The sequence below is a fragment of the Haloferax gibbonsii genome (genome assembly GCF_001190965.1).
Lineage (GTDB): Archaea > Halobacteriota > Halobacteria > Halobacteriales > Haloferacaceae > Haloferax > Haloferax gibbonsii.
Map to the genome: position 1 here is coordinate 2893007 of NZ_CP011947.1, position 24582 is coordinate 2917588.

A 24582-nucleotide genomic window follows, 5' to 3' on the forward strand; every position below is an offset into this window, starting at 1 on the left:
CTCCATGACAAGCACGTATGGACGACCTCCACGACGCCGAACACGAGAGGCTCAGCGACGTCGAAGCCGACCTCGCCGACGACTTCGGCGAGGAAGGCGATACCCCGCTCCGACGGTTCGTCCGGGGCCTGCGCGACCTCGACGAGGCCGACGTGCGCGCGGTCGGGCAGTACGACGGCGAGTCGTTCGAGTTGCTCTACCTCCGGGACGACATCGAAGCGGCGCTCGAACCGGACGCGCGCACCGAGCGCGTGAAGACGCTCGTGCTGAAGGCGCTCGGCGAACCCGTCAACGAACCCGAACTCGACGGCTACGGCGATTTGAACGCCGTCATCAGGTGGTTCGACGAGGTCGTCGTCGCCATCTACCCGCACGACGAGTGGTCGGGGGCCATCGCGACGTTCGACCGGGCGAACTCGCCGCTGGTCGACCTCGCGTCGAAGCACCTGTCGTGAGAACGTTCGCGGGGCGACCGCGGCGCGCCCCCACAGTCAGAGTCAGAGTCGAAGCGGCGTCCACGACCGCGGGCCGTCGTCGAGGCCGCGGACCCGGAACTCCGGGTCGCCGTCGGTGTCGCGCGTCTCGACGAACCCGTCGAACGGCTGCTTGAGGAGCGCGAGTTCGCGCTCGTCGACGAAGCCGGTGTCGAGCGTGAAGACGCCCGAAAAGCCCGCCGCCGAGATGCGACCCGTGATGACGTGAAGGAACTGGAACAGCCGCTTGAGGTCGACGTACATCACGAGCGTCGAGAGGACGTGCAGGCCGACGCGGGCCGCCCGACTCGCCTCGTAGTGCTGTCGGAGCGACTCCGTCAGGTGGATGCCGATGCCGGTCAGGTCGCCGGGGCTGGAGACGTACCGGAGGTTCCCCGCGTCGGCGCGGTCGCCGAGGAGGTCGGCGACGCTCGTCGTGTCGATGACCTCGAACTGCTCCGGGGGCGAGCCGCTGATGTGCGACAGTTCCTGTGCGATGCTCGGGGCGGGCTTCTTGGTCGTCACGACGACCGTCCCCACGTCGTCGCGCTCGCCGGGCGCGAGCATCGAGAGCATGAGCCGTCGCTTCCGCGTCATCGTCGGGCCGGCGATGAGCACGGACCCGGTGTCCGGAAGCGACACCTCGGGCGGTTGCGTCGCCGGCGAAGCGTTCTCGGGACGGAAGACCATCTACAGAATCTATCGGACTCGCCAAGATAATACTAGTGGGCGAGAACGTCGGGCGACCCGAACCGTGCGAGACAGTCTCAATGTCACGATATCGGCCGTTGTGACAACCCTTAACCCGCACGGGTCTGACCCTACGCGCATGAAGGTACTCGTCACGGACCCGATCGCCGACGCGGGTCTGGACCGGTTACGCGAGGCCGGTTACGAGGTAGAGACCGCGTACGATGTCGAAGGTGACGCGCTGCTCGAAGCCGTCTCCGACGCGAACGGGCTCATCGTCCGCTCCGGAACGCAGGTGACCGCCGAGGTGTTCGAGGCGGCACCCGACCTCGTCATCGTCGGACGCGCCGGCATCGGCGTCGACAACATCGACATCGACGCCGCGACCCAACACGGCGTCATCGTCGCCAACGCGCCCGAGGGGAACGTCCGCGCCGCCGCCGAACACACGGTGGCGATGGGCTTCGCCGCCGCGCGCTCGATTCCGCAGGCCCACGCCCGCCTGAAAGACGGCGAGTGGGCCAAGTCCGACTACCTCGGCAACGAGGTCAACGGCAAGACTCTCGGCGTCGTCGGCCTCGGCCGCGTCGGCCAAGAGGTCGCAAAGAAGTTCTCGTCGCTCGGGATGGACATCGTCGCCTACGACCCCTACATCGGCGAGGAGCGCGCCGACCAGCTCGGTGCCGAACTCGTCGAGTTCGACGCCTGTCTCTCCCGCGCCGACTTCCTCACCGTCCACACGCCGCTGACCCCCGAGACGGAGGGGCTCATCTCCACCGACGAACTCGAAACGATGGGCAGCGGCTACCTCGTCAACTGCGCCCGCGGCGGCGTCGTCGACGAGGCCGCCCTCGCCGAGGCCGTCGACGCCGGCGTCATCGACGGGGCCGCGGTCGACGTGTTCGCCGACGAGCCGGTCTCGCCCGACAACCCGCTTCTCTCCGTCGACGACGTGGTCGTCACGCCGCACCTCGGCGCGTCCACCTCGGCCGCACAGGAGAACGTCGCCGTCTCGACGGCCGACCAAATCGTCGCCGCGTTCCGCGACGAGCCCGTCATCAACGCGCTCAACGCGCCCTCGGTCGACGAGAGCGCCTTCCCGCGCATCCAGCCGTACATCGGCCTCGCCGAGACCGCCGGCAAAATCGCCGCCCAACTGCTCGACGGCCGCCTCAACGAAGTCGAGGTCACCTACACCGGCGACATCGCCGCCGAGGACGTCGAACTCGTCACGGCCTCCGCGCTGAAGGGCGTCTTCGCGCCGCTCGAATGGCAGGTCAACGCCGTCAACGCCCCGCAGGTCGCGAAGGAACGCGGTATCGAGGTCGTCGAGTCGAAGTCCCGCCAGTCGGACGACTTCCAGAGCCTCGTGACCGTCACCGTCCGCAACGGCGACGAGGAGATGACCGTCTCCGGGACGCTGTTCACCGGCGAGGACCCGCGCATCGTCCGCATCAACGGCTACCGTCTCGACGCCATCCCGCACGGCCAGATGCTCGTCGCCCGCAACTACGACAAGCCGGGCGTCATCGGCTTCATCGGGACCGTCCTCGGCGAGAACGACGTGAACATCGCCGGGATGTTCAACGCCCGCCGCGCGAAGGCCGGCGGCGAGGCGCTGACCGTCTACAACCTCGACGACGACGTGCCGGACAGCGTCCGCGAGAAGCTCCTCGCCGACGACCGCATCATCGACGTGGACCTCATCACGCTCTGAAGCGGACGAACCGCACCTCTTTCTGAAAGAAAAGCCGGACTACCGTCGGCCGAGCGCCGACGCGACCCGGTCGACCACGCGGTCGGCGACCGCCCGGACCGCGGCGACCGCGTTCGATTCCGAGCCCGAGCGACGGGACCGGTCGGTCCGCCGACCCGAGCGGCCGTGCGTCCGCTGCCGACCGCGACTCCGGCTCTCGGCTAACAGTCGTTCGTAGCGGTCGATTATCTCCTGTCGGTCCGCGTCGGCGCTGTCGAGACGGGCGTTGAGTCGGGCGTTGGCGCGACGGAGCGCCTCGTTCTCGCGTTGGAGGGCGTCTCGACCGCGAGCGTCGCCCGCGGGTGACTGGCGGTGACCGCGGGGTGGCGCGGACGTGGACGCGGGTGACGACGCGCGTGCGGGTGAAGACGCGGACGAGGCCGAAGACGCGGGTGCGGACGAGGCCGCGGCGGTGGACGACCCTCGCTCGGGTTCGTCCGGCGGGTACGTTCTCGACCCGGCCCCGTCCCGACTGACGGTTCCGGTCGGCATACTGCTGAGCGACATCGTGTGCCACGACGTACCACAGAATGAAAAGGATGCGTCAGACGCGCACCCGACGCGCGTCATCGTCCGCGGTCAGACGGCTCCGCCCGCCGATATTCGCGACCGCCGGCGACGGTCGGACCGGACCGGTCGCGCCTACTCGGCGAGGTGTTCGAGGACCGCTTCGGTGTCGTTCGGGACGGGTTCGGGGTCGTCACCCGCCTCGAACGCCGCGTCGGGGTCCTTCAGCAGGTGGCCCGTCGTGAGACAGACGACCTGTTCGTCCTCGGAGACGACGCCCTCGGCGCGGAGCTTTCGGAGGCCGGCGACGGAGGCAGCGGAGGCGGGTTCGACGCCGACACCCTCACCCGCGAGGTCGCGCTGCGCCTCGGTGATTTCCTCGTCGGAGACGGCGACGGCCGTGCCGTCCGTCTCGCGGATGCCGGGGAGCGCCTTCGGCGCGTTGACCGGGTTGCCGATGCGGATAGCGGTCGCGCGCGTCTCGACCTCGTCCCAGCGGCGGGTCTCGTCCCAGCCGTTCTCGATAGCCTCGACCATCGGGGCCGCGCCCTCGGCCTGCACGCCGGTCAGTTTCGGCACGTCGTCGACGTCGAGCGCGCCCGACTGGACGAGTTCCCGGAACGCCTTGTAGAGCGCGGAGGTGTTGCCCGCGTTGCCGACGGGGAGGACGATGCGGTCCGGGTAGGTACCGTAGTCCTCGTGGAACTCCTCTAAGATTTCGAGGCCGATGGTCTTCTGGCCCTCCAGGCGGAAGGGGTTCAGGGAGTTGAGGAGGTACGCCTCGCCGCGGGCGGCGAGGTCCTGTACGATGTCCAGACAGGAATCGAAGTTGCCGTCGACTTCGAGGATGCGCGCGTCGTGGAGCGACGCCTGGGCGATTTTCCCGGCGGCGACCTTGCCGGCGGGGAGGAGCACGAGCGTCTCCATCCCGCCGCGCGCGCCGTAGGCGGCGAGCGCGGCCGAGGTGTTGCCGGTCGAGGCGCAGGCGAGGCGGCCGACGCCGAGTTCCTTCGCCACGCGGACGCCGACGGTCATGCCGCGGTCCTTGAACGAGCCGGTGGGGTTCATCCCCTCGTGTTTGACGCGGAGGGTCTCGACGCCGACGTCGGCTTCGAGGCGGGGTACTTCGTGCAGCGGCGTCGCGCCCTCGGGGAGCGAGACGCCCTCCTCGAAGGGGAGCGCGGCGTTGTAGCGCCAGACGCCGCGGCCCTCGAAGTCGTCCCACGTCGGCGGGGACGCGTAGCGCACTTCGAGGAGGCCGTCGCAGTCGTCGCAGGTGTACCGAACGTCCTCGAACGGCGCGAACTGCGCGCCGCACGCGATACATTCGAGCCAGGTGCCGTCGTCGGCGACGGATGGCTCCTCGGGGGCGGGTGCCGTGAGTTCGAGGCTCATTGCTCGGGCGGTGGCACCAGAGGGACAAAAGCGGGCGGGTTTGGGCGGCACCTGCCGGGCGACGACCTCGTCGGGAACGCGGTCGGTCGGGGAGGGTTACGACTCGCCGAAGGCGTCGATGCGGGCGTGCACGTCTTCGGCCCACTCGTCGAGCGCGGCGTGCATCATCTCCTTGGCCTCGGGGAGCGGGGTCGCCGTGTACTGGTAGACGTAGCCGCCGGGGTCGAGCAGGCGGCGCTTGCGCTCGGTGAGTCCCTTGTCGAGGAGCGTCGTCAGCGAGCGGTTGACGTTGCTCCGGTCGCGGTCGAGCACCTCCGCGAGTTCGGCGACGGTGCTGCCGGGGTTGTCGAGTAGTGCGAGGTACGTCCGGCTCTCGTGGCTCTGGATGCCGAAGACGCACGCGAGGACCTGTCCGAAGTTCGGGTCCTCGGTCTCCATCAGTTCGCCCATGTCCGGTGCGTCGGCCATGCACACCTGTTCGCCGTGCGCCGGATTAAACCCTCACCTACAGGCGAGCGAGCGGTCGTCCCGGACGGGACGCCGCGGCTACTCCGATTTCGCGTAGCCCATCTTCAGCACGCAGTCCCGCATGCCGTCTTCGTCGTCGTGTTTGTGGAGCGTCGTCGGCGTGTCGCAGTAAAAGACCGTCCCGTCGTGTCGGAGCGTCACCTCGTGGATACCGCCGAGCATCTCCGCCTGGACGACGACGCGGCGGCCCTCGCGGAGCGCGTCGAGGATTTCGTCTGCGGTCAGTTCGCCGGACTCGACTCGAAGCGGCTCGGGCATACCGGAGGGTCGCGGGCGAACGGTATCAGTATTGTCGATGACGGCGGACGCCGACGACGGCGACCGCGCTCGACGAGTCGAAGCAGCGCGGGACGTGCGTCAGTTCGTCGTGGACTTGGACCGCTGTTCGTCGTCCGTCACCGGCACCTCCACGCCCTCGACGACCTCCGCGACCTCGGTCTCTTTCGGCGTGTCGATGTGCCAGCGGTCGATTTCGTCCTCGAAGTCCCGCAGCGTCTCCGACACCATCGACTTCAGTTCGTCGTCGTTGACGTTCACCTCGAAGACGAACCGCTCGTCGCCGGTGCCGCGACCGACCTGCTGGATGTTCGCGCTCACGAGTTCGTTGTCGAAGTAGTACGGTGCCAACTGGGTCATCACGTTGCGGTAGACCGTGTCCTCGACCTTCCGCAGCGCCTTCCGGCCGGCGGAGTCCGCCGCGCGGGCGACGTAGTTGATGGAGTCCTGCCACGACTCGACGGCCCCCTCGTTGTCGCCCTCCTCGACGCGCTCGTAGGACCGAGAGAGCTTCTCGCCCGCCGTCTTGAGGTCGTCGTTGGGCGTCTTGCCCGCCTTCTCGCCCTCGCCCTCGCCGACGCTGGCCTGCTGGGCCGTCTTCTCGTTGACGTCCTCGCCGAGGCGCTCGTGGGACTTCGGTCGCCACTCGTCCCAGTCGTCGAAGGCGGCGCCGTCGACGTCGGCGTCGCGGAGCGCTCGGGTGATTCGCTCCCCGTGTTCGACGACCTCGTCCCAGGTGCCGCGGCGCTTGAACCCGGAGATGCTCTCTTCCATTGTCGTTGACGGGTGTACGTGCCAGACGGTATAAACTCTACGAGGGGACAGGTTCGCACACCCATGGGAACGCCTAGCGGTCGCGGTAGACGAACCGCTCGGCGGCCGCGTCGAGGCGGGCCGACACCCGACCGAGCCACGCCGCCGGCGACGCGAGTCGGAGCGCCGACTCGTCGAGTTCGATTCGGTCGTCGCCGAGCGGGTCGCGGTCCTCGCTCGCGGTGGCGTCCACGACGGTGGTCATCGAACACCGACCGCAGGCCTCGCGGGACGAGTCTGCCATGCGCCGCGGTTCGGAACCTTCACGAATAAATCTTGGTTTTCGGACGGGTCGCGACGGGCTTATACGGTCGAACGTGTTGCTCCGTCTCATGGGATATCGCGTCGTGGACGCAACCGCCGTCGAACCCGCCGACGACCGCCCGTGCGAACTCCGCCGCATCGGCGGCGAGGGCGGCTTGGAGACCGTCGCGCTCAACCGCTTCCGGGCCGCCCCCGGCGAGCAGGTGCCGCTTTCGTACCACTACCACACCGAACAGGAAGAGGCGTTCTACGTCCTCTCGGGCACGCTGTTCGTCGAGACGCCCGACGAGACGTTCGAAGTCGGCGCTGACGGCCTGTTCGTCGCCGACCCCGAGAGCCCCCACCGGGCGTACAACCCCGAAGAAGCCGACGAGCCGGTCGAACTGCTCGCGCTCGGCTCGCCGGCCGTGTCGGGCGACGCGGTGGTCTACGACCCCGACGAGGAATGAAGCGCGCCGAGCCCGAGGACGCCGAGGGAGCCGGAACGCCGGGGGAGTCGACCGAGGCTAACGCGTCGGCTCCGGGTCCGGCCCTCGACCGCCCCGAGTGGGACGACGAGTACCTCGACCGGGTCGCCGAACGGCTCATGTACAACTACGACTTGGAGCGGGAGCACGCCGTCCGCGGCGAGCGGTTCGACCTGTTCGGCTCGATGCGCATGGAGAGCCAAAAGCAGTTCCTCCATCAGTCTATCAACTACGCCAACCACCACGCGATGGAGTACATGTTCGCGCGGCGGGTCGAGTCGGCGACGGTCGCCGAACTCGAACGGCTCGTCGAACTGGGCCACGCGCTCGCCGACGAGTGGATAGAACCCGACGAGGAACACTACGGGACGGACTTCACCTTCGTGGTCGTCGCCGACGCGGTGTCGGACGAGGTCCGGTCGTTCGTTTCCGACTTCGCGGACCGGACGCTCCTGAAGTTCGGCTACTACGGCCACTACGAGGTGAACCTCGCCGTCGTCGCGCCGACCGACGAGGACGCCGTCGCCAGCCGGAACGCCGACTCGGTCGCCGCGTTCACGCTCTGGAGCGACGGCTCGCCGGCCGTCTCCGGCGGACTGTTAGGTCGGCTTCTCGGGAAGCTTCGTCGATAAGAGAAAACGGAGTGGTCGCGCGGCCGGCGCGTCAGTCGTCGCTCGGCTGCGGACGACCGCCGCCACCGCCGCCCGAACTCCGGGCGTCTTTGATGTTGTCGTAGCCGATTTTCGCCAGCGACAGCGCGAGGTAGACGAGCACCAGCGCGAGGACGATTTGGACGGCCGCCGACACCATCGCGAAGGTGCCCGCCGAGGCCATCCACTCGGCGTTCAGGAACTTCGCGTAGAGGTTGTCGTGGAACGCGAGCCAGAGCAGACCCAGCGACGTGATCGTCGTCATGAGGGCCATCGGTAGCCCCGTGCTGAGGAGCTGCTTGGAGTCGTCCCAGTTAGCCAGCCAGACGGTCGCGGTCAGGAGCGCCAGCGCGGCGAGCAACTGGTTCGCGCCGCCGAACAGCTGCCAGAGCGTCAGCCACGAGCCGCTCGTGATGAGGATGTACGCCGGCAGCGACTGCACGAACGCGTTGCCGTAGCGGTTGGTCGCGAACTCCTCGACCGGCGTCTCGGGCGTCCCGACGATTTCCTCCATCATGTAGCGACCGAGACGCACGGCCGTGTCGGTCGACGTGAGCAGGAAGCTCACGAGCACGAGGGCCATGAACGGCCCGCCGAAGGAAGTCGGGATGCCGAAGCTCGACAGGATGACGCCGCCGCCCGCGGCGAACGTCGGCAGCGCGAGGCCGATGCCGCCGCCCACGTCGGGCGCGATGATGGCGACCGTCGCCAGCGCGACGGTGGCGAGGAGTCCCTCGCCGAGCATGCCGCCGTAGCCGATGACGCGCGCGTCGGACTCCTTGTTCAGCTGCTTCGAGGTCGTGCCCGACGAGACGAGCGAGTGGAACCCGCTGATGGTCCCGCAGGCGATAGTGATGAACAGGAGCGGGAACAGCGGCGCGCCGGAGCGGCCGATGAACCCGTAGTACGGTTCGAGGTTCGTCACGAGCGGCTGAGTCGGGTTCGTGAAGAACGTGCCCACGACGATGGCGACGAGCGCGCCGCCGACGCCCGCGTACAGCAGGAACGACGAGAGGTAGTCGCGCGGTTGCAGGAGCACCCAGACCGGGAGGGCGCTGGCGACCGCCCCGTAGACGAGGATGAGCGGCACCCACGCCGCGGTGTTCCCGTTGAACGAACTCGCACCGGGGAGCCACGCGCCGGAGCCGGAGAACAGGACGAACGTCTCGGCGGGCGCGCGGGCCGCGGGTTCGAACAGCGCAATCGGGTACTGAATCCCCGCGTAGACGCCGACGAACATCGCCACGACGAAGGCGAACGTCCCCAGCAGGAACGGGAGGTTCAGTTGGTAGAGGTAGACGCCGAACAGCACCGCGAGGACGATGTACACCAGACTCGCCGTGGCGGCCTCCGGATAGGCGTTGAACACGATGGCCACCACGAGGGCGAACACCGCGACGACGAGGACGATGGTGAGAAACGCGAACCACAACAGCATGTTCTTGCCGCGCTCGCCGACGTACTCGCCGATGATGTAGCCGATGGACTTCCCGTCGTGTCGCAGACTGCTCGACAGCGACACGAAGTCGTGAACGCTCCCGAGAAGCGGGTTGCCGATGGCGATCCACGCGAGCGCGGGGACCCAGCCCCACACCACGCCCGCCGTAATCGGACCGACAATCGGCGCGCCGCCTGCGATGCTCGAATAGTGATGCCCCAGTAACACCGGCTTTTTCGCCGGAACGTATTCTTGACCGTCTTCGTACTTGTGCGCTGGCGTCTCACGACTGTCGTCGAGTTCGACGAACTGCGCGAGATATCGGGAGTAACCGAGATACCCGACGGTAAACAACGCGAGTACCGTGACGACCAACCAAATGACTTGTACCATGGTACGCTGCCCCACTCGGTGACACGAAAATGCTCACCTTAACGTTAACGATAGATAGGAATGTATCGTGTTCGAACGACACGTTCAATCGGCGGAGTAGCCGAAAATTCTCACCGCGCGGTCGGTTTGCCGGCTCACTGAACGTCGGGTGCGGTGTCGACGTCGAGTTCGGCGGCAACCTCGCCGAGGAAGTCGCCTTTGACCTCGGCGACCCGCGTCTCGACCGCGGCGACGAGCGGCGGTGAAAAATTCTCGCGGAGGTCGTCGAGGCGCGCTCGCTCTGTCTTGACTCGCTCGCGCAAGAACGTCGCGCCCCGCCCGGACTCCTCGGGGTCGGGTTCGGGCGTGAGGCGGTTGACCGCGAGGCCGCGCACGTCGAGGCCGTAGTCGTCGAGTTGGTCGATGGCGCGCTCGGTCTCCCGGAGCGAGAGTTCGTCGGGGTTCACGACGAGGAAGAACGCGGCGTCGTCCCGAAGCGTCTCCTTGGCGAACGAGAAGTCGTCGCGGCGCTGTTCGAGGCGGGCGATGATGGGGTCGCCGTCCATCATCCGCCGGGGTTCGTTGTTGCCGATGGCCGCGCGCTCGAACAGTTTGACCGACTCCTTTCGCTTGTGGAGGAGCCGCTGAATCCAGCCGTCGAGGTACTCCGGCAGCGAGAGCAGTCGGAGCGTCCCGCCGGTCGGCGAGGTGTCGAAGACGACCCGGTCGTAGTCGTCCGCGGAGCGCATCACGTCGATGAAGCGGTCGAACAGCGCCGACTCGTACGCGCCGGGCGTCTGGTGGGCCATCTCTATCTGCCGGTCGATTTCGTTGACCATCGCGGGGCTGACCTGGTCGCCCATCGCCCGCTTGGTCTCCATGAGGTGCTCGCGGACCTCGGTCTCGGGGTCGATTTCCATCGCGTCGAGGTTGGGCTCACCGGCGACGGCCGCGGGCTCGTCGGTGAACGACTGGTCGAACACGTCGCTCGTGCTGTGGGCCGGGTCGGTCGAGACGAGGAGCGTCCGGACGCCGTCGCGGGCGCACTTGACCGCGTAGGCGCTCGACATCGTCGTCTTGCCCACGCCGCCTTTGCCGCCGAAGAAGACGAATTTGCGCATGTTAGAAGTGGTACTGGTGACCCTTGCGTTCGAGGAGCGACCCGCGGTCCCACATCCGCCGCTCCCACGCCTCGAACTCGTCTTCGAGGTACGGAAGCAGTTCGGCGGTGTAGTACGAGATCGGCGAGGGGATGCCGAACGCGTCGGGGAAGCACGCGAGCATGAACGCGTCCTCGTCGTCCTCGGCCTGCTTTTCTATCTTCTCGTAGGCGGGGTGCGAAATCATCCCGTGGTAGAGGCCGCGGAGCCACTCTTCGACGAGTTCGCGAAAGGATTCGATGCGCGCGGCGAGCGTCATCAGTTTACACACTCACCCGCTTTCGGACAAAAGGGTATCGTTCACGAACGTCCGCATGGGTTACCTGCGCTTTCATATGTGCGGCCCCGGTAGGCCCGCCCATGAACGCGGGGGAGACGATTCCGGTGACGGTGCTCGGCGGGAGCCTCGGGGCGGGCAAGACGACGCTTCTCAACCACCTGTTGACACACGCCGGCGACCGGGACATCGCCGTGCTCGTCAACGACATGGGTTCCGTGAACGTCGACGCCGAACTCGTCGCCGAGGAGTCCGACCTCGCGGTCGGCGACGGCGTGACCGAACTCTCGAACGGCTGTATCTGCTGCGAGCTACAGGACGACCTCGAAACCGCGGTCGTCCGCCTCGCGCGCGAGCGGTCGTTCGACCACCTCGTCGTCGAGGCCTCGGGCGTCTCGGAGCCCGGCCCGGTCGCCCGGCTGTTCGTCGCCTCGCGGGCGGCCGCCCGCTACGACGTGGCCGGCCTCGCGACGGTCGTCGACGCCAGACTCTTCGCGGACACCTTCGGCGACGGCGACCCCGACCGGACCGTGGCCGAGGAGGGAGACGGCTCGGTGCGCCCCCTCTCGGACCTCCTCGTCGAGCAGGTCGAGAGCGCCGACCTCGTCGTCCTCAACAAGCGCGACCTCGTCTCCGACGCGGAACTCGCCGCGGTCCGCGACGCGGTCGAGGCGCTCCGTCCCGGCGCGACCGTGGTGGAGACGACCCGCGGCGACGTGGACGTGGACCTGCTCCTCTCTGACCTCCACGACCCCGACGCGCCCGTCGGCTGGCGGGCGGCGTTGGAGAGTGACACGGGAGGAGACGAGAGCGACCGAGACGGCCACGGCGGCCACGACGACCACGACCACGGCGACCACAGCGACCACGACCACGGCGACCACAACGACCACGACCACGGCGACACCACACACGCGGAAGCGACCTACGGCGTCACCTCGTTCGTCTACCGCCGCCGGGCGCCGCTCGACCCCGAGGGTGCGGCCGCTGTCCTCGGTGACCTCCCCGACTCGGTCGTCCGGGCGAAAGGCTCGCTGTGGGTCGCCGGGGCCGAGGACGTACACTTCACCTACAGTCAGGCCGGCCCGTCGGCGTACGTCGCCGCCGCCGGCCCGTGGGTCGCCTCGCGCCCCGAGTTCGAACAGGACACCTACCGCCGCAATCACCCCGAACTCGACTGGCACGACGACCACGGCGACAGGCGGACCGAACTGGTGTTCATCGGCCGCGGGATGGACGAAGACGCGCTCGCGGCCGCGCTCGACGCCCACCTGCTCGACCCCGGCGCGTCCGCGGACGCCGGCGACTTCCCGACCGACCCCGGCGAGGAAGTCGCGCTCGCGGAGCCGACCCGGGAGCGCGAGTCGGTGCCGACCACGGGCGCGGCCTCGGAGGGCGGGCGATGAGCGGTGAAGCCGAAGGGGCCGGGAGCGACGACGAGGGGCGCGGAGCCGACGAGATAGAGTGGGGCGAGGGCGACCCGCGGGTGCTGTTCGTCATGAACCTCGTCCTCTCGACGGCGTTCGCGGCGGTCGTCGTCTACGGCCTGTCGTACCTCGACCTCGCGGCCTTCTCGGTCGTCAACGTCGCGTCCGCGGCGCTCGTGCTCACGGCGGTTACGTACCTCGTGACGAACTGAAACCGCGGGATGCGCCGCCGAACCATTCTACGCGTGAACTACCCGCAGGGCACCGCTGGCGGCCGATAGCCGCATTTATGTCCTTCGGGAAACCGCCTTCTCAGTAAGATGCCCATCGAAGACCGAGACGACGCGTACCTCATCACGCACGCGCTGGCGAAGGACACGCTCTCGCGCCTCCGGGACGTGGAGACGACGCAGGTCGCCTTCCGGAAAGGCCTCGTCAAACTCGGCCGCATCTGTGGCTACGAGATAATCGACGGCGCGATGGAGACCGAGTACGTCACCATCCAGACCCCGCTGGCCGAGACGACCGGCGAGCGCGTGAAAGGGCTCGACAACGTCGTCATCATCAACGTGCTCCGCGCCGCGACGCCGTTCGTGGAGGGACTGCTCAAGGCGTTCCCGCGGGCGAAGCAGGGCGTCATCTCCGCCGGCCGCGACGAGGAGGCGGGGATGGACGACGACGGCGGCTTCCCCATCACCATCGACTACGTGAAGCTCCCCGAAATCACGGAGAAAGACACGGTCATCGTGGCCGACCCGATGCTCGCGACCGGTTCGACGATGTGCTCGGTCCTCGACCACATCCTCGAGAACGCGGGCGTCGACCCCGAGAAGCTGTTCGTCCTCTCTGCCGTCTCCGCGCCCGACGGTCTGCTCCGCGTCGACAGCGAGTTCCCCGAGGTCGACCTGCTGACGGTCTCCATCGACGACTACCTCGACGACGACGGCTACATCGTCCCCGGGCTGGGCGACGCCGGCGACCGCGCGTTCCGCACGACGTAGCTCGGTCTCCTCGCACCGCGGCTCGCGGGCGGGACGTCCCGGCCGCCGACCCGAATTCGGGTAACGACTAAGTTACCGCCCGCGCACCTCCGACGCATGGACGAACCTCGCGCCACCGGAGGAACCCGACGATGAGCGACCCGTGCGACGGCTGCGGGCGGGCGGTCGAAGACGCCCTCGCCCGCGCGGTCCAGTTGCAGGTCGACGGCTCGACCGTGGACGACCAGCGACTCTGTCCGACCTGTTTCGCCGACTGGATAACCCGGTACGAAGAACAGATGTCGCCCAAGCAGTCGTCGGACGACTCGACGGACTCCGAGATAATCGTCGACTGACGACCGCGGGCGCGAGCGCACTCCCCTGAACGCCGTCCGAACCCCCTCTTTTCGGGTCGAAAGTCGCCCGCCGGCGGCCGACTGTAGTTCGAGTCGAACGTCCCGAACCGTACCCCCGTAGACTACTGTGAGAGACGTTTGCACGGGGTGCGTCGGGGTCGGCACCCAACTCGCCGAACCCCTTCGTTTCGGGTCGAAGTCCGCCGCGAACTCCGGAGTCGGACGGAACAGAGAAACGAGAAACCGACAGCGGTGGGCACGCGGGTCGAAGTGAAATCAGAACCGCGGAGGATTGTATTTCTCCCCAGAAGGGCGAGTTCAGGTATGTGTATCGTTGGCGAATTAATATTCTAACATTGATAAGAATTTACTACAATTAGTGTGTAAATAGAGATATGTTGGCCGTTGACATGAACAGCCATAAATACGTATCGTGACGAATAGTGATGTATGACTCGGAAGCTTGACCGCCGACAGTTTATCGCTGCGACAGGTGCCGTCGGTCTGGCCGGCCTCGCCGGCTGTTCCGGTGGCGGCGGCGAAGAGACGACGACGACGACCGAATCCGGTGGCGAAGATACCACCACCGCCGAGGAGACGACGACCGAATCCGGCGGTAACGGCGGCACCGAGAGCCGACTCTCGTGGCACGCCGGCGGGACGGGCGGCACGTACTACCCCCTCTCGAACGAGTTCAAGTCCGTCATCGAGGGACAGACCGACTTCACGATTCAGGTGCAGTCCACCGGCGCGTCCGTCGAGAACGTCGGCAGCCTCGCCCGCGGCGACGCGGACTTCGCGCTGATTCAGAACGACGTCGCCTACTTCGCCCGCAACGGCGAGGGCATCGAGGCGTTCCAGGGTAGCCCCGTCGAGAACCTCCGCGGCGTCGCCACGCTCTACCCCGAGACGATTCACGTCGTCACGCTCGCCGACACGGGCATCGAGACGCCGTCCGACCTCTCCGGTGCGACCATCAACACCGGCGACCTCGGCTCCGGGACGCAGGTCAACGCGACCCAGATTCTCGAAGCCCTCGGCATCTCGGACTACAGCGAGCAGAACACCGGCTTCTCGCAGGCCTCCGACCAGCTGAAGAACGGCGACATCGACGCCGCGTTCGTCGTCGGCGGCTGGCCGGTCGGCGCTATCGAGGAACTCGCCGCGACCGAGGACGTGCGCATCGTCCCCATCGAGGGCGAGAACCGCACGGCCGTCAAGGACGCCGCGCCGTTCTACGCCGACGACGAGGTTCCGTCGGGCACCTACGGACTGGAGAACCCCGCCCCGACCGTCTCCGTTCAGGCGATGATTGCGACCAACGCCGAACAGCCCGAATCGACCGTCGAATCGGTCACCAGCGCCATCTTCGAGAACGTCGACGAACTCACCATCAAGACGGACTTCATCTCCAAGGAGAGCGCGCAGGACGGCATGTCCATCGAGCTCCACCCCGGCGCGCAGGCCTACTTCGGCTGAGCCCGGGCGCTTCGCTTCGCTTTCGAACAGCGGTTTCCTACCCATCTTTCGATGCTTGATTCGACTCCCACACGTCTCCTCGTCGTAGTCGCGGTGCTGGCGGTCGCCGTCGGCGGGAGCGCCGCCGTTCCGGCCGGACAGGTGCTCGTCGTCGAAGACGCCGAGACCGGCGAGCGACTACAGACGATGCCGGTCGAAGAGAACACGACCGTCGCGCTCGAATACACCCACAGCGTCGAGAAGACGCGCGTCCTCGACGCCTACGCGGTTCAGGACGGCGAACTCGTCATGACCAAGATGGAGTTCAAGTCCTACGGCGCGGGGCTGCCCGCTCGGGCGAACGTGACGACCGAAAACGGCTCGTTCGTCTTCGACCCCGAGGGGAGCTACGAGGACCTGTACGTCAAGCCCGGCCGCATCGCCGGCCACAAGCTACACGTCGGTGACCGGACCTACGACCTCGTGGCGCTCTCCGACGCGCGCTCGGTCCGCCTGTACGTCACGCACCGCTCCGTCCTCGACGCCGCCCTCCACTGACCAACGATGAACCGAACACACGACGAGGGTCGACCCGACGACCCCGACGACGAAGACGCCTCCCGGTCCGTCCCGGAGACCGACGCGCTGGCGGCCGACCCGCCGATTCGAACCGACGGCGGCGAGTCGCCCGCTGACGACGACCGCGAGGCAGCGAGTACCGACGAAGAACTATCCGAAGAAGAGGCACAGGAGATGCTGGAGGGCATCGACCGGAAGCGGACGCTCTCGGGGTGGGCGGCGATTCTCACGTCGCTCGTCGCCATCTCCTTTTCCGTCTTCCAGTCGTGGCTGGCCGCCCGCGGCTTCGAGTTCGCCGCGACGATACCGCTCGTCGGCGAGGTGTCGCTCGGTTCGCTCCAACTCCTGCAGGTGAACTCGATTCACGTCGCCTTCGCGCTCGTGCTGGCGTTCGTCCTCTTCCCGGCGACGACCGGCCACGGTCGGTTCGCCGCGGCACTCAGTCGCGTCGTTCCGACCCTCGCGTCGAACCTCGGTGAGGACCACCCGGTCACCCGCGGTGCCGCGGGAATCCGCCGGTTCGTCCGATGGCTCGCGATCGACCCGGAGCGCGAGCGCGTGACGCCGCTCGACCTGCTGTTTATCGTGCTCGCCGTCGCCACGGCGGCCTACATGGTGTTCGAGTGGTCCGAGATTCAGCGGCTCCGCGTGTTCGGCCTCGAAGCCGGCCGGACGGTCGCCGAGTACCTCGGCGCGCCGTTCGTCTCGCTGTCCGAGACGCTCGGCCCGCTCGGCTTCCTCGCCGACGCGGTCGTCGCGGCCATCGGCGTCCTCCCCTTCGCGGACGTGTCCTACCCGTTCTTCCTCGGCGCGGTCGGCGTCCTCCTCGTCCTGGAGGCGACCCGCCGCTCGCTCGGGTTCTACCTGATGGTCATCGTCGCCTCGTTCATCGTCTACGCGAGGTTCGGCTACCTCATCTCGCCGTCGATGCCGCTGGTCGGCGTCCTCTCCATCCCCGAGGGGTCGTGGGCGAACATCATCCAGAACCTCTGGTACAACACCGAAAACGGCGTCTTCGGCATCCCGGTCACTGTCTCCGTGCAGTTCATCTACATCTTCATCCTGTTCGGGGCGTTCCTGGAGATGTCGGGGGCCGGCCAGTGGTTCATCGACCTCGCGTACGCCGCGACCGGGACCCGCAAGGGCGGCCCGGCGAAGGCGTCCATCCTCGCGTCCGGCTTCATGGGAACCATTTCGGGCTCTTCCATCGCCAACACGGTGACGACCGGCGCGTTCACCATCCCGCTGATGAAGCGCTCCGGCTACCGCTCCGAGTTCGCCGGGGCCGTCGAGGCCTCCGCGTCCTCCGGCGGGCAGATTCTCCCGCCGGTGATGGGCGCGGCGGCGTTCCTCATGATCGAGTTCATCGGCGTCCCCTTCTCCGACATCATCATCGCGGCGGCCATCCCCGCCGTGGTGTTCTTCTTCGGCGTGTGGGTGATGGTCCACCTCGAAGCGACGCGGGCCGGCATCGGTGGCCTCGACCGCTCCGAGGTCGTCGACCTCGGAAAGCACCTCGTCCGCGGGTGGTTCTACCTCATCCCGCTCGTGTTGCTCATGTACTACCTGCTGGTCGAGCGCCTGACGGTCGCGCGCTCGGCGTGGTTCACGCTCATCGCCATCATGGCGCTCCTGTCCGTCGTCGCGGCGTACAGCGAGCGGACCCGCGTGCCCCTCTTGGGCGCTATCGCGGCGGCGTTCGTCGCGCAACTCGGGTCGTACGTCACCACCGGCGTCGGCGTCATCGACGCGGTCACGGGTGGAAGCGGCGAACCGCTCGGCGCGACCGCCGCGCTCTTCGCCGCCGCGGGCGACCTCGGCATCATCGCCATCTTCGTCAGCCTCGTCGTGATGCTCGTCCGACCGGCGCTCGACTCGCCGCTGTTGGAGTTCGACGACGCGGTCGACGAGGCGGCCGACAACGTCGCCAACGCCGTCTCGCGGCCGTCGCTGTCCGACCTGAACGTCTTCCGCTACGTGACGTTCATCGGGAAGTCGATGGACTCCGGCGCGCGCACCTCGACCGAGGTCGTCGTCGCCGTCGCCGCCGCGGGCATCATCCCCGGCGTCGTCAGCGCGACCGGCCTCGGCCCGAACCTGACCGCGCTCATCAAGGCGGTCGCCGGCGGCTCTATCGTCCTCCTGTTGCTTTTCACCGCCATCGCCTCCATCATCCTCGGCATGGGCATGCCGACGACGGTGACGTACATCATCCTCGTCTCGCTGCTCGGGCCGGCTATCGCGCAGTCCTCCGACATCCCGCTGCTCGCGGCCCACCTGTTCATCCTCTACTTCGGGGTGATAGCGGACATCACACCGCCGGTGGCGGTCGCGGCGTACGCCGCCTCGGGCATCGCCCGGTCCAATCCGTTCCGGACCGGGACGAAGGCGTTCTCGCTGTCGCTCAACAAGGCCATCGTACCGTTCGCCTTCGCCCTCACCCCGGGCATCCTGCTCCTCCGCGGACGGGGCGAGTCCGCGGCGGTCATCACGTTCGCCGACGTGGCCGAGGTCGGCTACTTCGTTCCCGAGGTGGTCATCCCGGTCGCGGGCGTCTTCATCGGCGTCATCGGACTCGGCGCGACCGTCATCGGCTACCTCTACGGCCGCGTATCGCAGGCCGAACGCGCCCTGTTCGCCCTCTCGGCGTTCCTGCTCATGGCCCCGATGCTCCTGTTGAACGCCGCGTTCGACCTCGGGAGCTTCCTCGGACTCGTCGGGACCGTCCCGGACACGGTCGCCGTCGACCTCGCCATGCGCGCGGTCGGTGGGGTGCTGTTCGGCGCGCTCGCCGTGAAGAACCGCCGCGAGACGCGCGAGCGGGCCGCACCGACGCCGCCGGAACAGGTAGAACCGACCGACTGAACCGAAAAGAACCCCGCGACCGCGCTACTCGATGTCCGCGCGGCCGCTGGTCGCGCTTCTGATGCGGTCGCGGAGGTCCGCCCCGTCCTCGACGGGAACGCGGACCTCGAACGACACGTCGGCCTCGTAGGCGGCCTCGAACTCGACGCCCGCGCTCTCTAGGAGCCCGCGGACGCTCCCCGAGTCGTCGTACTCGACGGTCGCGGTGAATCGCTCGTGAGGAATCTCCTCGACGACGCCAGCCGCGTCGAGCGCCTCCTTGACGGCCCGGGAGTACGCGCGGGCGAGGCCGCCGACGCCGAGGTTGGTGCCGCCGTAGTAGCGCGTCACGACGGCGGCGACGTTGCGCACGTCCTGCTGGACGAGAACGTTGAGCGCCGGTTTTCCCGACGAGCCGCTCGGCTCGCCGTCGTCGCTCTGGTACTCGCGGAGCATGACGTTCCCCCCGCCGGGAACCGACGACGAGGCCGACCCGGCGGGCACCCGGTAGGCGGGGACGTTGTGGGTGGCGTCGGGGTGGCGCTCCTCGATTTCGGCGACGAACGCCTCCGCCTCCTCGACCGTCTCCGCGGGGGAGACGTAGCCGATGAACTCCGAGCCGTTGACCTCGAAGCGGGCGTCGGCCCGGCCGGCGACGGTTCGATAGGCGTCGGTCATGCCACCGAGTTGGCGTCGCGGCGTGGAAAAGCGTTCGCACCGGGGCGTCGTCGGCCCGGCCCGGACGGCATGGGGTCGGCGAGGGCCGGCCGAGGGCGACGGGTGTTCGGGCGGGAGACGACGCGCGACTGCTACTGTCCGCAGGCGTCCGCGTACGACGTACACCCGTTTTGGATGCAGACGCCGCAGAGGTGGCGCGTCTCGGAAATCGGCTCACCACAGCACATGCAACTGCGCATGGACACCATGCGAACAGCTACCACGTGAAGTTACAAGAATCTTATTGCTGCGTTGACAGAACATTCGCGAGCCGACGGGCCGGCTCAGGCGATGATGATGCGGCGGACGAATTCGAGGTTCGACAGGTCGTTGAGCAGGTCGCCGGGAATCGGCTCGTCGGTGATGATGTAGAGCTTCGGGTCGTCGGTGAACTCGGGGTCCTCGCTTATCGTCTGGCGAATCGAGATGCCCGCGTCGGCGAGCTTCGAGGTGACGGTGGCGACGATGCCGGGCTCGTCGGCGTCGGCCACCTCGACGGTGAGCACGGAGAGGTTGAGCACCGGCGCGAGGTCCATCAGACTCGGAATCGACGAGATGTTCTGGAAGATTCGCCGAAGCTCCTCGTCGGCGAGGATGGCGTCGGTGGTCGAGTCGACGACTCGCCTGTCCACGTCGGCCTCGCGGGCGATGCCGGTGTTCGGTATCTCGATGCCGCCCGAGACGACCCGTCCCTGGTCGTTGACGGAAAAGCCCCGCTCCAGGAGGAGCCGGATGACGGCCTGCTGGCTCGGGCTGCCCTCGAACTTCTCCATAATCTCGTCGAACATTCGTTGGTCGGGGGATTTGCGGGCGGGTGCATTAAGTGGTACGTCGCCGACGGCGGCTGACTGGAGGCGTCGCGCGGGCGTCGGGTGGACGACGCCGCGGGCAGGCGACCGACGCCGCGGCCGGGGAGTGGGTTTAACCGTCGGCGCGGATACCCGTCGTGCATGCGCGAGCTACGCACCTGCGATTTCTGTGGGACCGACGCCGTCGGCGTGTTCGAGGTACTGCCGCCGGAGTTGACGCCGGCCGACGACCAGCGCCGCGTCGTCCTCTGCGAACACTGCGAGGAGACGCTGAGCGAGGTCATCGCGCCGCTTCTCTCCCGACTCGGCGTCGACGCCGGCGTCGACGTACCCGACGACGCGCGGGCCGAGACGGGCGCGTCCGCGGCACCGGAGCGGACCGCGAGCGGGTCGGGCGGCGAGGCCGCCTCGGTCGACGTGAACGCGGTCGACCCCGCGCCGACGCCGCCGGAGCCGGCCGATCACGACTCGCCCGACGAGGCCGACGACCACGGGGTCTCGGGAGACGACGCGGACGACGACGGCGACACCGAAACCGAGACCGAAACCGAGGAGTCCGACGGTGCCGCCCGGGAGACCGACGAGACCGACGACGAAGCCGAAGCGACCGACGGGGAGGCCGAGTCGGACGCCGACGGTGAGGCTGGAACCAGCGGCGGGTCGCCCGACCGGAGCGAGGAGCCGCCGAAGTTCCGAAAGGTCATTCGCATCCTCCAGAACCGCGAGTTCCCCGTCGAGCGGGCGGAAGTCGAGGCGCTGGCGTCCGGCGCGTACGACCTCGAGGACGACGAGGTCGCCGATATCTTCGACTACGCGGTCGAACGCGGTCTGCTCGTCGACGACTCGGGGACGCTCCGGCGACCCTGAGAGTCGAGTGCGGGAGGTCGGGGAGAACGGGGCGGACTGGCGACTACAGTTTTCCTTTGGTACTCGGCGTGTCGGAGCGCCGCGGGTCCACGCGGGTCGCGTCGTCGAGCGAGCGTGCGAGCGCCTTGAACAGCGCCTCGACCTCGTGGTGGGCGTTGTCGCCCTCGACGCCCGCGTGGAGCGTGAGTCCGGCGTTCATCGACAGCGACATCGCGAAGTGTTCGGCCATGTGGCTGGTGAACTCGCCGACGTAGGGCTGTGAGAACTCCCCGGAGAACTCGAAGAAGGGGCGGCCCGACACGTCCACGACGACGGAGGCGACGGCCTCGTCGAGCGGGACCTTGCGGTCGGCGTAGCGGACGATGCCGCGCTTGTCGCCGAGCGCCTCGGTGAACGCCTCGCCGAGGACGATGGCCACGTCCTCGACGGTGTGGTGGTCGTCGATGTGGAGGTCGCCGTCGCACTGGACGGTCAGGTCGAACAGGCCGTGTTTGGCGAAGGCCTCCAGCATGTGGTCGAAGAACCCGATACCGGTGTCGACGACCGCGTCGCCGTCGCCGTCGATGGACAGCGTCACGTCGATGGTCGTCTCGGACGTCTCGCGGGAGACGGCCGCGCGTCGGTCGGCGTCGCTCATGTCGCGTTCGAAGCGGGCCGCGCATATAGGGATTCTCGTCGTGCGGAGGCGACCGCAGCCCGCCGCAGCGTCAGACGCGCGTCTGACGGACGTTCATGGTTTCGGACGTGTACCGTGGGGTATGCAGCGAAAGGGAGCGCTGGTGGTGGGCTACACCATCTGCGTCGGGGGACTCCTGCTCACCGCCCGGTCCGGGGTGGCTGTCGCGCTCGGCGTCGCACTGGTGACGCTCGCGGTCGGCGCGGCGGTTCTCGGCGGAGGCGTCCTGAGTGGGCGATAACCGACCGATGCGACTGGAATCGAGTCGTCCGGAGGCGAGCGCCTGATGCGGCGCGGAGCGACCGCCAGCCCGAAACGCGACGTGGTGACTGTCAGTATGCTCGTCCTCTCGGGGCCGTTCCTCGCGACCTCGCGTCCCGAGACCGCGATTATCGGCGCGCTGTTCGTCGCCGTCGGCGTCTACGGGACCGTCGAGAGCCTCGCCGCGGCCGTTCTCGCGTATCTGGACGGATAGCGCCTCGGTGCGGCGCGTCTCGTCGGCGACTACGCCTCCATCGCCTCTTCGAGCGTGAACCGCCCCTCGTAGAGCGCGGTGCCGACGACGGTCGCCGCCGCGCCCGCCTCGCGGAGCGCGCGGACGTCGTCGAGCGAGGCGACGCCGCCGGAGGCGACGACGGGGATGTCGACCGCGTCGACGACCGCCGAGGTCGTCTCGAGGTGGACGCCTTCGAGCTGTCCCTCGACGTCCACGTCGGTGAAGAGGATGGCCGCCGCGCCGAGTTCCTCGTACCGGGCGGCCGCCTCGGCGGGGTCCAGGCCGGTGCCCTCGGTCCAGCCGGAGACGACGACCTCGCCGTCTTTCGCGTCGAGGCTGACCATCACGCCGTCGGGGTAGTCCTCGGCGAGTTCGGCGACGATGTCGGGGTTCTCGACGGCCGCGGTGCCGAGGATGACGCGGTCGACGCCGCGGTCCAGCAGGTCGCGGGCGTCGTCGGCGGTGCGGATGCCGCCGCCGAGTTGGAGCGGCACGTCGACCGCGTCGAGGACGGCGTCGACCGCCGGGGCGTTCTTCCGCTCGCCCTCGAACGCGCCGTCGAGGTCCACGAGGTGGAGCGTCTCCGCGCCGGCGTCGACCCAGCGGCGGGCGGCCTCGACCGGGTCGCCGTAGGTCTTCTCGGTGCCGCGTTCGCCCTGTACGAGTTGGACGACCTCGCCGTCTTGCATGTCGACCGCGGGGACGACTTCGAACTCCGGGAACATACGCCACCGTGGGCGAGCGACGTGCGTAAACGCACCGGATACGGCGACCGAGATACCGAATACGACGACCCGGGTGCGACACCCCGGAGTGGGCGACGCGAATCGGGCGACGAACGGACCGAGCGAGCCACCAGTTCGGAACGGCTTTGTCGCGCCGGGGTGCACACACACTCAATGAAACTCTTCGGTTCCAGCGGCACCCGCGGCGTGGTGGGTGAGAGCCTCACACCGGAGTTCGTCCTCCGCGTCGCCAAGGCCGCCGGCACGGTCTGGAACGCAGACCGGGTCGCCATCGCACGCGACACCCGAACGACGGGTGAGATGTTCGTCAACGCCGCCGAGTCCGGGCTGGCGAGCGTCGGCGTCGACGTGGACGACCTCGGCGTCGTCCCCACCCCCGCCGCGGTCCGGTACTGCGAGAACCAGGGCGTTCCGGGCGTCGTCATCACGGCCTCGCACAACCCCCCGGAGTTCAACGGCGTCAAACTCGTCGGCGACGACGGCGTCGAACTCGCCGTCGAGGAGTTAGAGCGCATCGAAGACCACATCCTCGCCGAGGAGTTCGACGTGGCCGAGTGGGACGCCGTCGGGAAGACCCGGCGCGTCGAGACGGCGAACGACGACTACCGCGAGGACCTCCTCGCCAGCGTCGACCGCGAGAAAATCGCCGACGCGAACCTCACAGTCGCGCTCGACCCCGGCCACGGCGCCGGGTCGCTCGTCACGCCCGACTTCCTCCGCGAACTCGGCTGCGAGGTCCGCACGGTCAACGCCCAGCCAGACGGCCACTTCCCCGGCCGCCAGTCCGAGCCGGTTCCCGAGAACCTCAGCGACCTCGAACGACTCGTCCGCGCGACCGACGCCGACGTGGGAATCGCCCACGACGGCGACGCCGACCGGGCCGTCTTCGTGAACGAGCGCGGCGAGTGCATCTCCGGCGAGGCGTCGCTGGCCGCCCTCGCGGCCGCCGCCCTCGAACCGGGCGACGCGACCGTCTCCGCGGTGAACGTCTCCCAGCGCCTCGTCGACGTCTGCGAGGAGGTCGGAGCCGACCTCGAACTCACGCCCATCGGCGCGACGAACCTCATCACCCGCATCCGCGAACTCTGGCGCGAGGGTCGGAACGTCCCCATCGCGGGCGAGGGTAACGGGGGAGTGTTCTACCCCAACTACCGCCTCGTCCGCGACGGCGCGTACATCGCGGCGAAGTTCCTCGAACTCGTCGCCGAGCGCCCGCCGAGCGAACTCGTCGCGCCCTACGAGGACTACTACAACGTCCGCATCAACCTCGAATACGACGAGGAAGCCGAGTTGACGGCGATGCTCAACGCCGCCGCCGACTACGCGGAATCCGCCGACGCGACGCCGAACACGACCGACGGCTATCGCCTCGACTACGGCGACGCGTGGGTGCTCGTCCGCCCCTCGGGAACCGAGCCGAAAGTCCGCGTCTACGCCGAGGGTCGCTCCGAGGAACGCGCGACCGAACTCGCCGAGGACGCCGCCGACGCGCTTCGAACCGCGGTTGCGACGCTGTAACTCGGCGATAGCACCGGGGAGAAGGAGTCTCTTTTCGCGCGCC

Annotated in this window: 29 protein-coding genes; 15 read left to right on the forward strand and 14 right to left on the reverse strand. The window is 68.3% G+C overall.

Annotated elements, in window-relative coordinates:
* The first annotated feature begins 17 nt into the window (after window positions 1–17).
* Window positions 18–455 carry a hypothetical protein gene (locus ABY42_RS14720; protein WP_004974180.1) on the forward strand — a complete coding sequence of 146 codons (438 nt, stop codon included), beginning with the start codon at window positions 18–20 and terminating at the stop codon, window positions 453–455.
* A 42-nt stretch (window positions 456–497) separates the two neighbouring features.
* Here the strand turns inward: ABY42_RS14720 and ABY42_RS14725 are convergent, their stop codons facing one another.
* Window positions 498–1163, reverse strand: coding sequence for a DUF7504 family protein (locus tag ABY42_RS14725; protein ID WP_008090878.1), 666 nt, complete (start codon window positions 1161–1163; stop codon window positions 498–500).
* 139 nt (window positions 1164–1302) lie between these two features.
* Between ABY42_RS14725 and serA the strand changes: the two genes are divergently transcribed.
* Entirely contained in the window at window positions 1303–2880 is a 1578-nt protein-coding gene (gene serA / locus ABY42_RS14730) for a phosphoglycerate dehydrogenase (protein ID WP_004974170.1), read from the forward strand.
* A gap of 39 nt (window positions 2881–2919) precedes the next feature.
* Here the strand turns inward: serA and ABY42_RS14735 are convergent, their stop codons facing one another.
* From ABY42_RS14735 to ABY42_RS14760, 6 genes are all read right to left on the reverse strand, one after another.
* On the reverse strand, window positions 2920–3426 hold the full coding sequence (locus ABY42_RS14735) for a hypothetical protein (RefSeq protein WP_050459851.1): 507 nt from the start codon (window positions 3424–3426) through the stop codon (window positions 2920–2922).
* Window positions 3427–3561: 135 nt separating this feature from the next.
* A complete protein-coding gene (thrC, locus tag ABY42_RS14740; RefSeq protein WP_004974165.1) occupies window positions 3562–4821 on the reverse strand; it encodes a threonine synthase in 1260 nt (419 codons plus the stop codon).
* A 96-nt stretch (window positions 4822–4917) separates the two neighbouring features.
* Window positions 4918–5289, reverse strand: a complete 372-nt coding sequence (locus tag ABY42_RS14745; RefSeq protein ID WP_004044838.1) for a helix-turn-helix domain-containing protein — start codon at window positions 5287–5289, stop codon at window positions 4918–4920.
* A gap of 78 nt (window positions 5290–5367) precedes the next feature.
* Window positions 5368–5607: a hypothetical protein gene (locus tag ABY42_RS14750; protein WP_004974161.1), complete on the reverse strand. Its 240-nt coding sequence runs from the start codon at window positions 5605–5607 to the stop codon at window positions 5368–5370.
* Between the two features lie 99 nt (window positions 5608–5706).
* Entirely contained in the window at window positions 5707–6399 is a 693-nt protein-coding gene (locus ABY42_RS14755) for a DUF5828 family protein (protein WP_004974159.1), read from the reverse strand.
* 73 nt (window positions 6400–6472) lie between these two features.
* Window positions 6473–6682 carry a hypothetical protein gene (locus ABY42_RS14760; protein WP_004974158.1) on the reverse strand — a complete coding sequence of 70 codons (210 nt, stop codon included), beginning with the start codon at window positions 6680–6682 and terminating at the stop codon, window positions 6473–6475.
* 88 nt (window positions 6683–6770) lie between these two features.
* Here ABY42_RS14760 and ABY42_RS14765 point away from each other — a divergent pair, with 88 nt between their 5' ends.
* Window positions 6771–7151 carry a cupin domain-containing protein gene (locus tag ABY42_RS14765; RefSeq protein WP_004974156.1) on the forward strand — a complete coding sequence of 127 codons (381 nt, stop codon included), beginning with the start codon at window positions 6771–6773 and terminating at the stop codon, window positions 7149–7151.
* Window positions 7148–7801: a hypothetical protein gene (locus ABY42_RS14770; protein WP_050459852.1), complete on the forward strand. Its 654-nt coding sequence runs from the start codon at window positions 7148–7150 to the stop codon at window positions 7799–7801. The genes ABY42_RS14765 and ABY42_RS14770 overlap by 4 nt, the downstream gene beginning before the upstream one ends.
* Window positions 7802–7832: 31 nt before the next feature.
* Here ABY42_RS14770 and ABY42_RS14775 read toward each other — a convergent pair whose 3' ends face one another.
* The 3 genes from ABY42_RS14775 to ABY42_RS14785 form a co-directional block, all read right to left on the reverse strand.
* Window positions 7833–9650: a carbon starvation CstA family protein gene (locus tag ABY42_RS14775; protein WP_050459853.1), complete on the reverse strand. Its 1818-nt coding sequence runs from the start codon at window positions 9648–9650 to the stop codon at window positions 7833–7835.
* Window positions 9651–9784: 134 nt separating this feature from the next.
* On the reverse strand, window positions 9785–10750 hold the full coding sequence (locus tag ABY42_RS14780; protein ID WP_004974149.1) for an ArsA family ATPase: 966 nt from the start codon (window positions 10748–10750) through the stop codon (window positions 9785–9787).
* Between the two features lies 1 nt (window position 10751).
* The gene (locus ABY42_RS14785; RefSeq protein ID WP_004968702.1) at window positions 10752–11048 is read right to left on the reverse strand and encodes a hypothetical protein; all 297 of its coding nucleotides are present in this window, start codon (window positions 11046–11048) and stop codon (window positions 10752–10754) included.
* A gap of 101 nt (window positions 11049–11149) precedes the next feature.
* Between ABY42_RS14785 and ABY42_RS14790 the strand changes: the two genes are divergently transcribed.
* The 7 genes from ABY42_RS14790 (at window position 11150) to ABY42_RS14820 (ending at window position 18731) form a co-directional block, all read left to right on the forward strand.
* Window positions 11150–12472 (forward strand): CobW family GTP-binding protein, encoded by a 1323-nt coding sequence (locus tag ABY42_RS14790; RefSeq protein WP_050459854.1) that lies wholly within the window; start codon window positions 11150–11152, stop codon window positions 12470–12472.
* Window positions 12469–12705 (forward strand): hypothetical protein, encoded by a 237-nt coding sequence (locus ABY42_RS14795; protein WP_004974147.1) that lies wholly within the window; start codon window positions 12469–12471, stop codon window positions 12703–12705. Before ABY42_RS14790 ends, ABY42_RS14795 begins: the two co-directional genes overlap by 4 nt.
* A gap of 108 nt (window positions 12706–12813) precedes the next feature.
* Window positions 12814–13494 (forward strand): uracil phosphoribosyltransferase, encoded by a 681-nt coding sequence (gene upp / locus ABY42_RS14800; protein WP_008090895.1) that lies wholly within the window; start codon window positions 12814–12816, stop codon window positions 13492–13494.
* 131 nt (window positions 13495–13625) lie between these two features.
* Entirely contained in the window at window positions 13626–13829 is a 204-nt protein-coding gene (locus ABY42_RS14805; protein ID WP_004974143.1) for a DUF7569 family protein, read from the forward strand.
* Between the two features lie 450 nt (window positions 13830–14279).
* On the forward strand, window positions 14280–15308 hold the full coding sequence (locus tag ABY42_RS14810; protein WP_004974141.1) for a TAXI family TRAP transporter solute-binding subunit: 1029 nt from the start codon (window positions 14280–14282) through the stop codon (window positions 15306–15308).
* Between the two features lie 51 nt (window positions 15309–15359).
* A complete protein-coding gene (locus ABY42_RS14815; RefSeq protein WP_049905033.1) occupies window positions 15360–15845 on the forward strand; it encodes a DUF1850 domain-containing protein in 486 nt (161 codons plus the stop codon).
* Window positions 15846–15851: 6 nt separating this feature from the next.
* Window positions 15852–18731: a TRAP transporter permease gene (locus ABY42_RS14820; protein ID WP_050459855.1), complete on the forward strand. Its 2880-nt coding sequence runs from the start codon at window positions 15852–15854 to the stop codon at window positions 18729–18731.
* A gap of 24 nt (window positions 18732–18755) precedes the next feature.
* Here the strand turns inward: ABY42_RS14820 and ABY42_RS14825 are convergent, their stop codons facing one another.
* Complete coding sequence (locus tag ABY42_RS14825; protein ID WP_004974131.1) at window positions 18756–19388, reverse strand: IMPACT family protein; 633 nt, start codon at window positions 19386–19388, stop codon at window positions 18756–18758.
* A gap of 323 nt (window positions 19389–19711) precedes the next feature.
* Entirely contained in the window at window positions 19712–20215 is a 504-nt protein-coding gene (locus tag ABY42_RS14830) for an ACT domain-containing protein (RefSeq protein ID WP_004974129.1), read from the reverse strand.
* Window positions 20216–20377: 162 nt separating this feature from the next.
* On the opposite strand from ABY42_RS14830, the gene ABY42_RS14835 reads away from it, so the two are divergent.
* A complete protein-coding gene (locus ABY42_RS14835; protein ID WP_050459856.1) occupies window positions 20378–21103 on the forward strand; it encodes a prolipoprotein diacylglyceryl transferase in 726 nt (241 codons plus the stop codon).
* Between the two features lie 43 nt (window positions 21104–21146).
* Here ABY42_RS14835 and hisB read toward each other — a convergent pair whose 3' ends face one another.
* Window positions 21147–21740, reverse strand: coding sequence for an imidazoleglycerol-phosphate dehydratase HisB (gene hisB / locus ABY42_RS14840; protein ID WP_004974124.1), 594 nt, complete (start codon window positions 21738–21740; stop codon window positions 21147–21149).
* A 121-nt stretch (window positions 21741–21861) separates the two neighbouring features.
* On the opposite strand from hisB, the gene ABY42_RS19985 reads away from it, so the two are divergent.
* Complete coding sequence (locus ABY42_RS19985) at window positions 21862–22020, forward strand: hypothetical protein (protein ID WP_231608289.1); 159 nt, start codon at window positions 21862–21864, stop codon at window positions 22018–22020.
* Window positions 22021–22065: 45 nt separating this feature from the next.
* Window positions 22066–22254: a hypothetical protein gene (locus ABY42_RS14850; protein WP_004974121.1), complete on the forward strand. Its 189-nt coding sequence runs from the start codon at window positions 22066–22068 to the stop codon at window positions 22252–22254.
* A 29-nt stretch (window positions 22255–22283) separates the two neighbouring features.
* Here ABY42_RS14850 and hisA read toward each other — a convergent pair whose 3' ends face one another.
* Complete coding sequence (gene hisA / locus ABY42_RS14855; protein WP_050459857.1) at window positions 22284–23000, reverse strand: 1-(5-phosphoribosyl)-5-[(5-phosphoribosylamino)methylideneamino]imidazole-4-carboxamide isomerase; 717 nt, start codon at window positions 22998–23000, stop codon at window positions 22284–22286.
* A gap of 174 nt (window positions 23001–23174) precedes the next feature.
* Here hisA and glmM point away from each other — a divergent pair, with 174 nt between their 5' ends.
* Window positions 23175–24539: a phosphoglucosamine mutase gene (gene glmM / locus ABY42_RS14860; protein ID WP_004974119.1), complete on the forward strand. Its 1365-nt coding sequence runs from the start codon at window positions 23175–23177 to the stop codon at window positions 24537–24539.
* The last annotated feature ends 43 nt before the right edge of the window (window positions 24540–24582 follow it).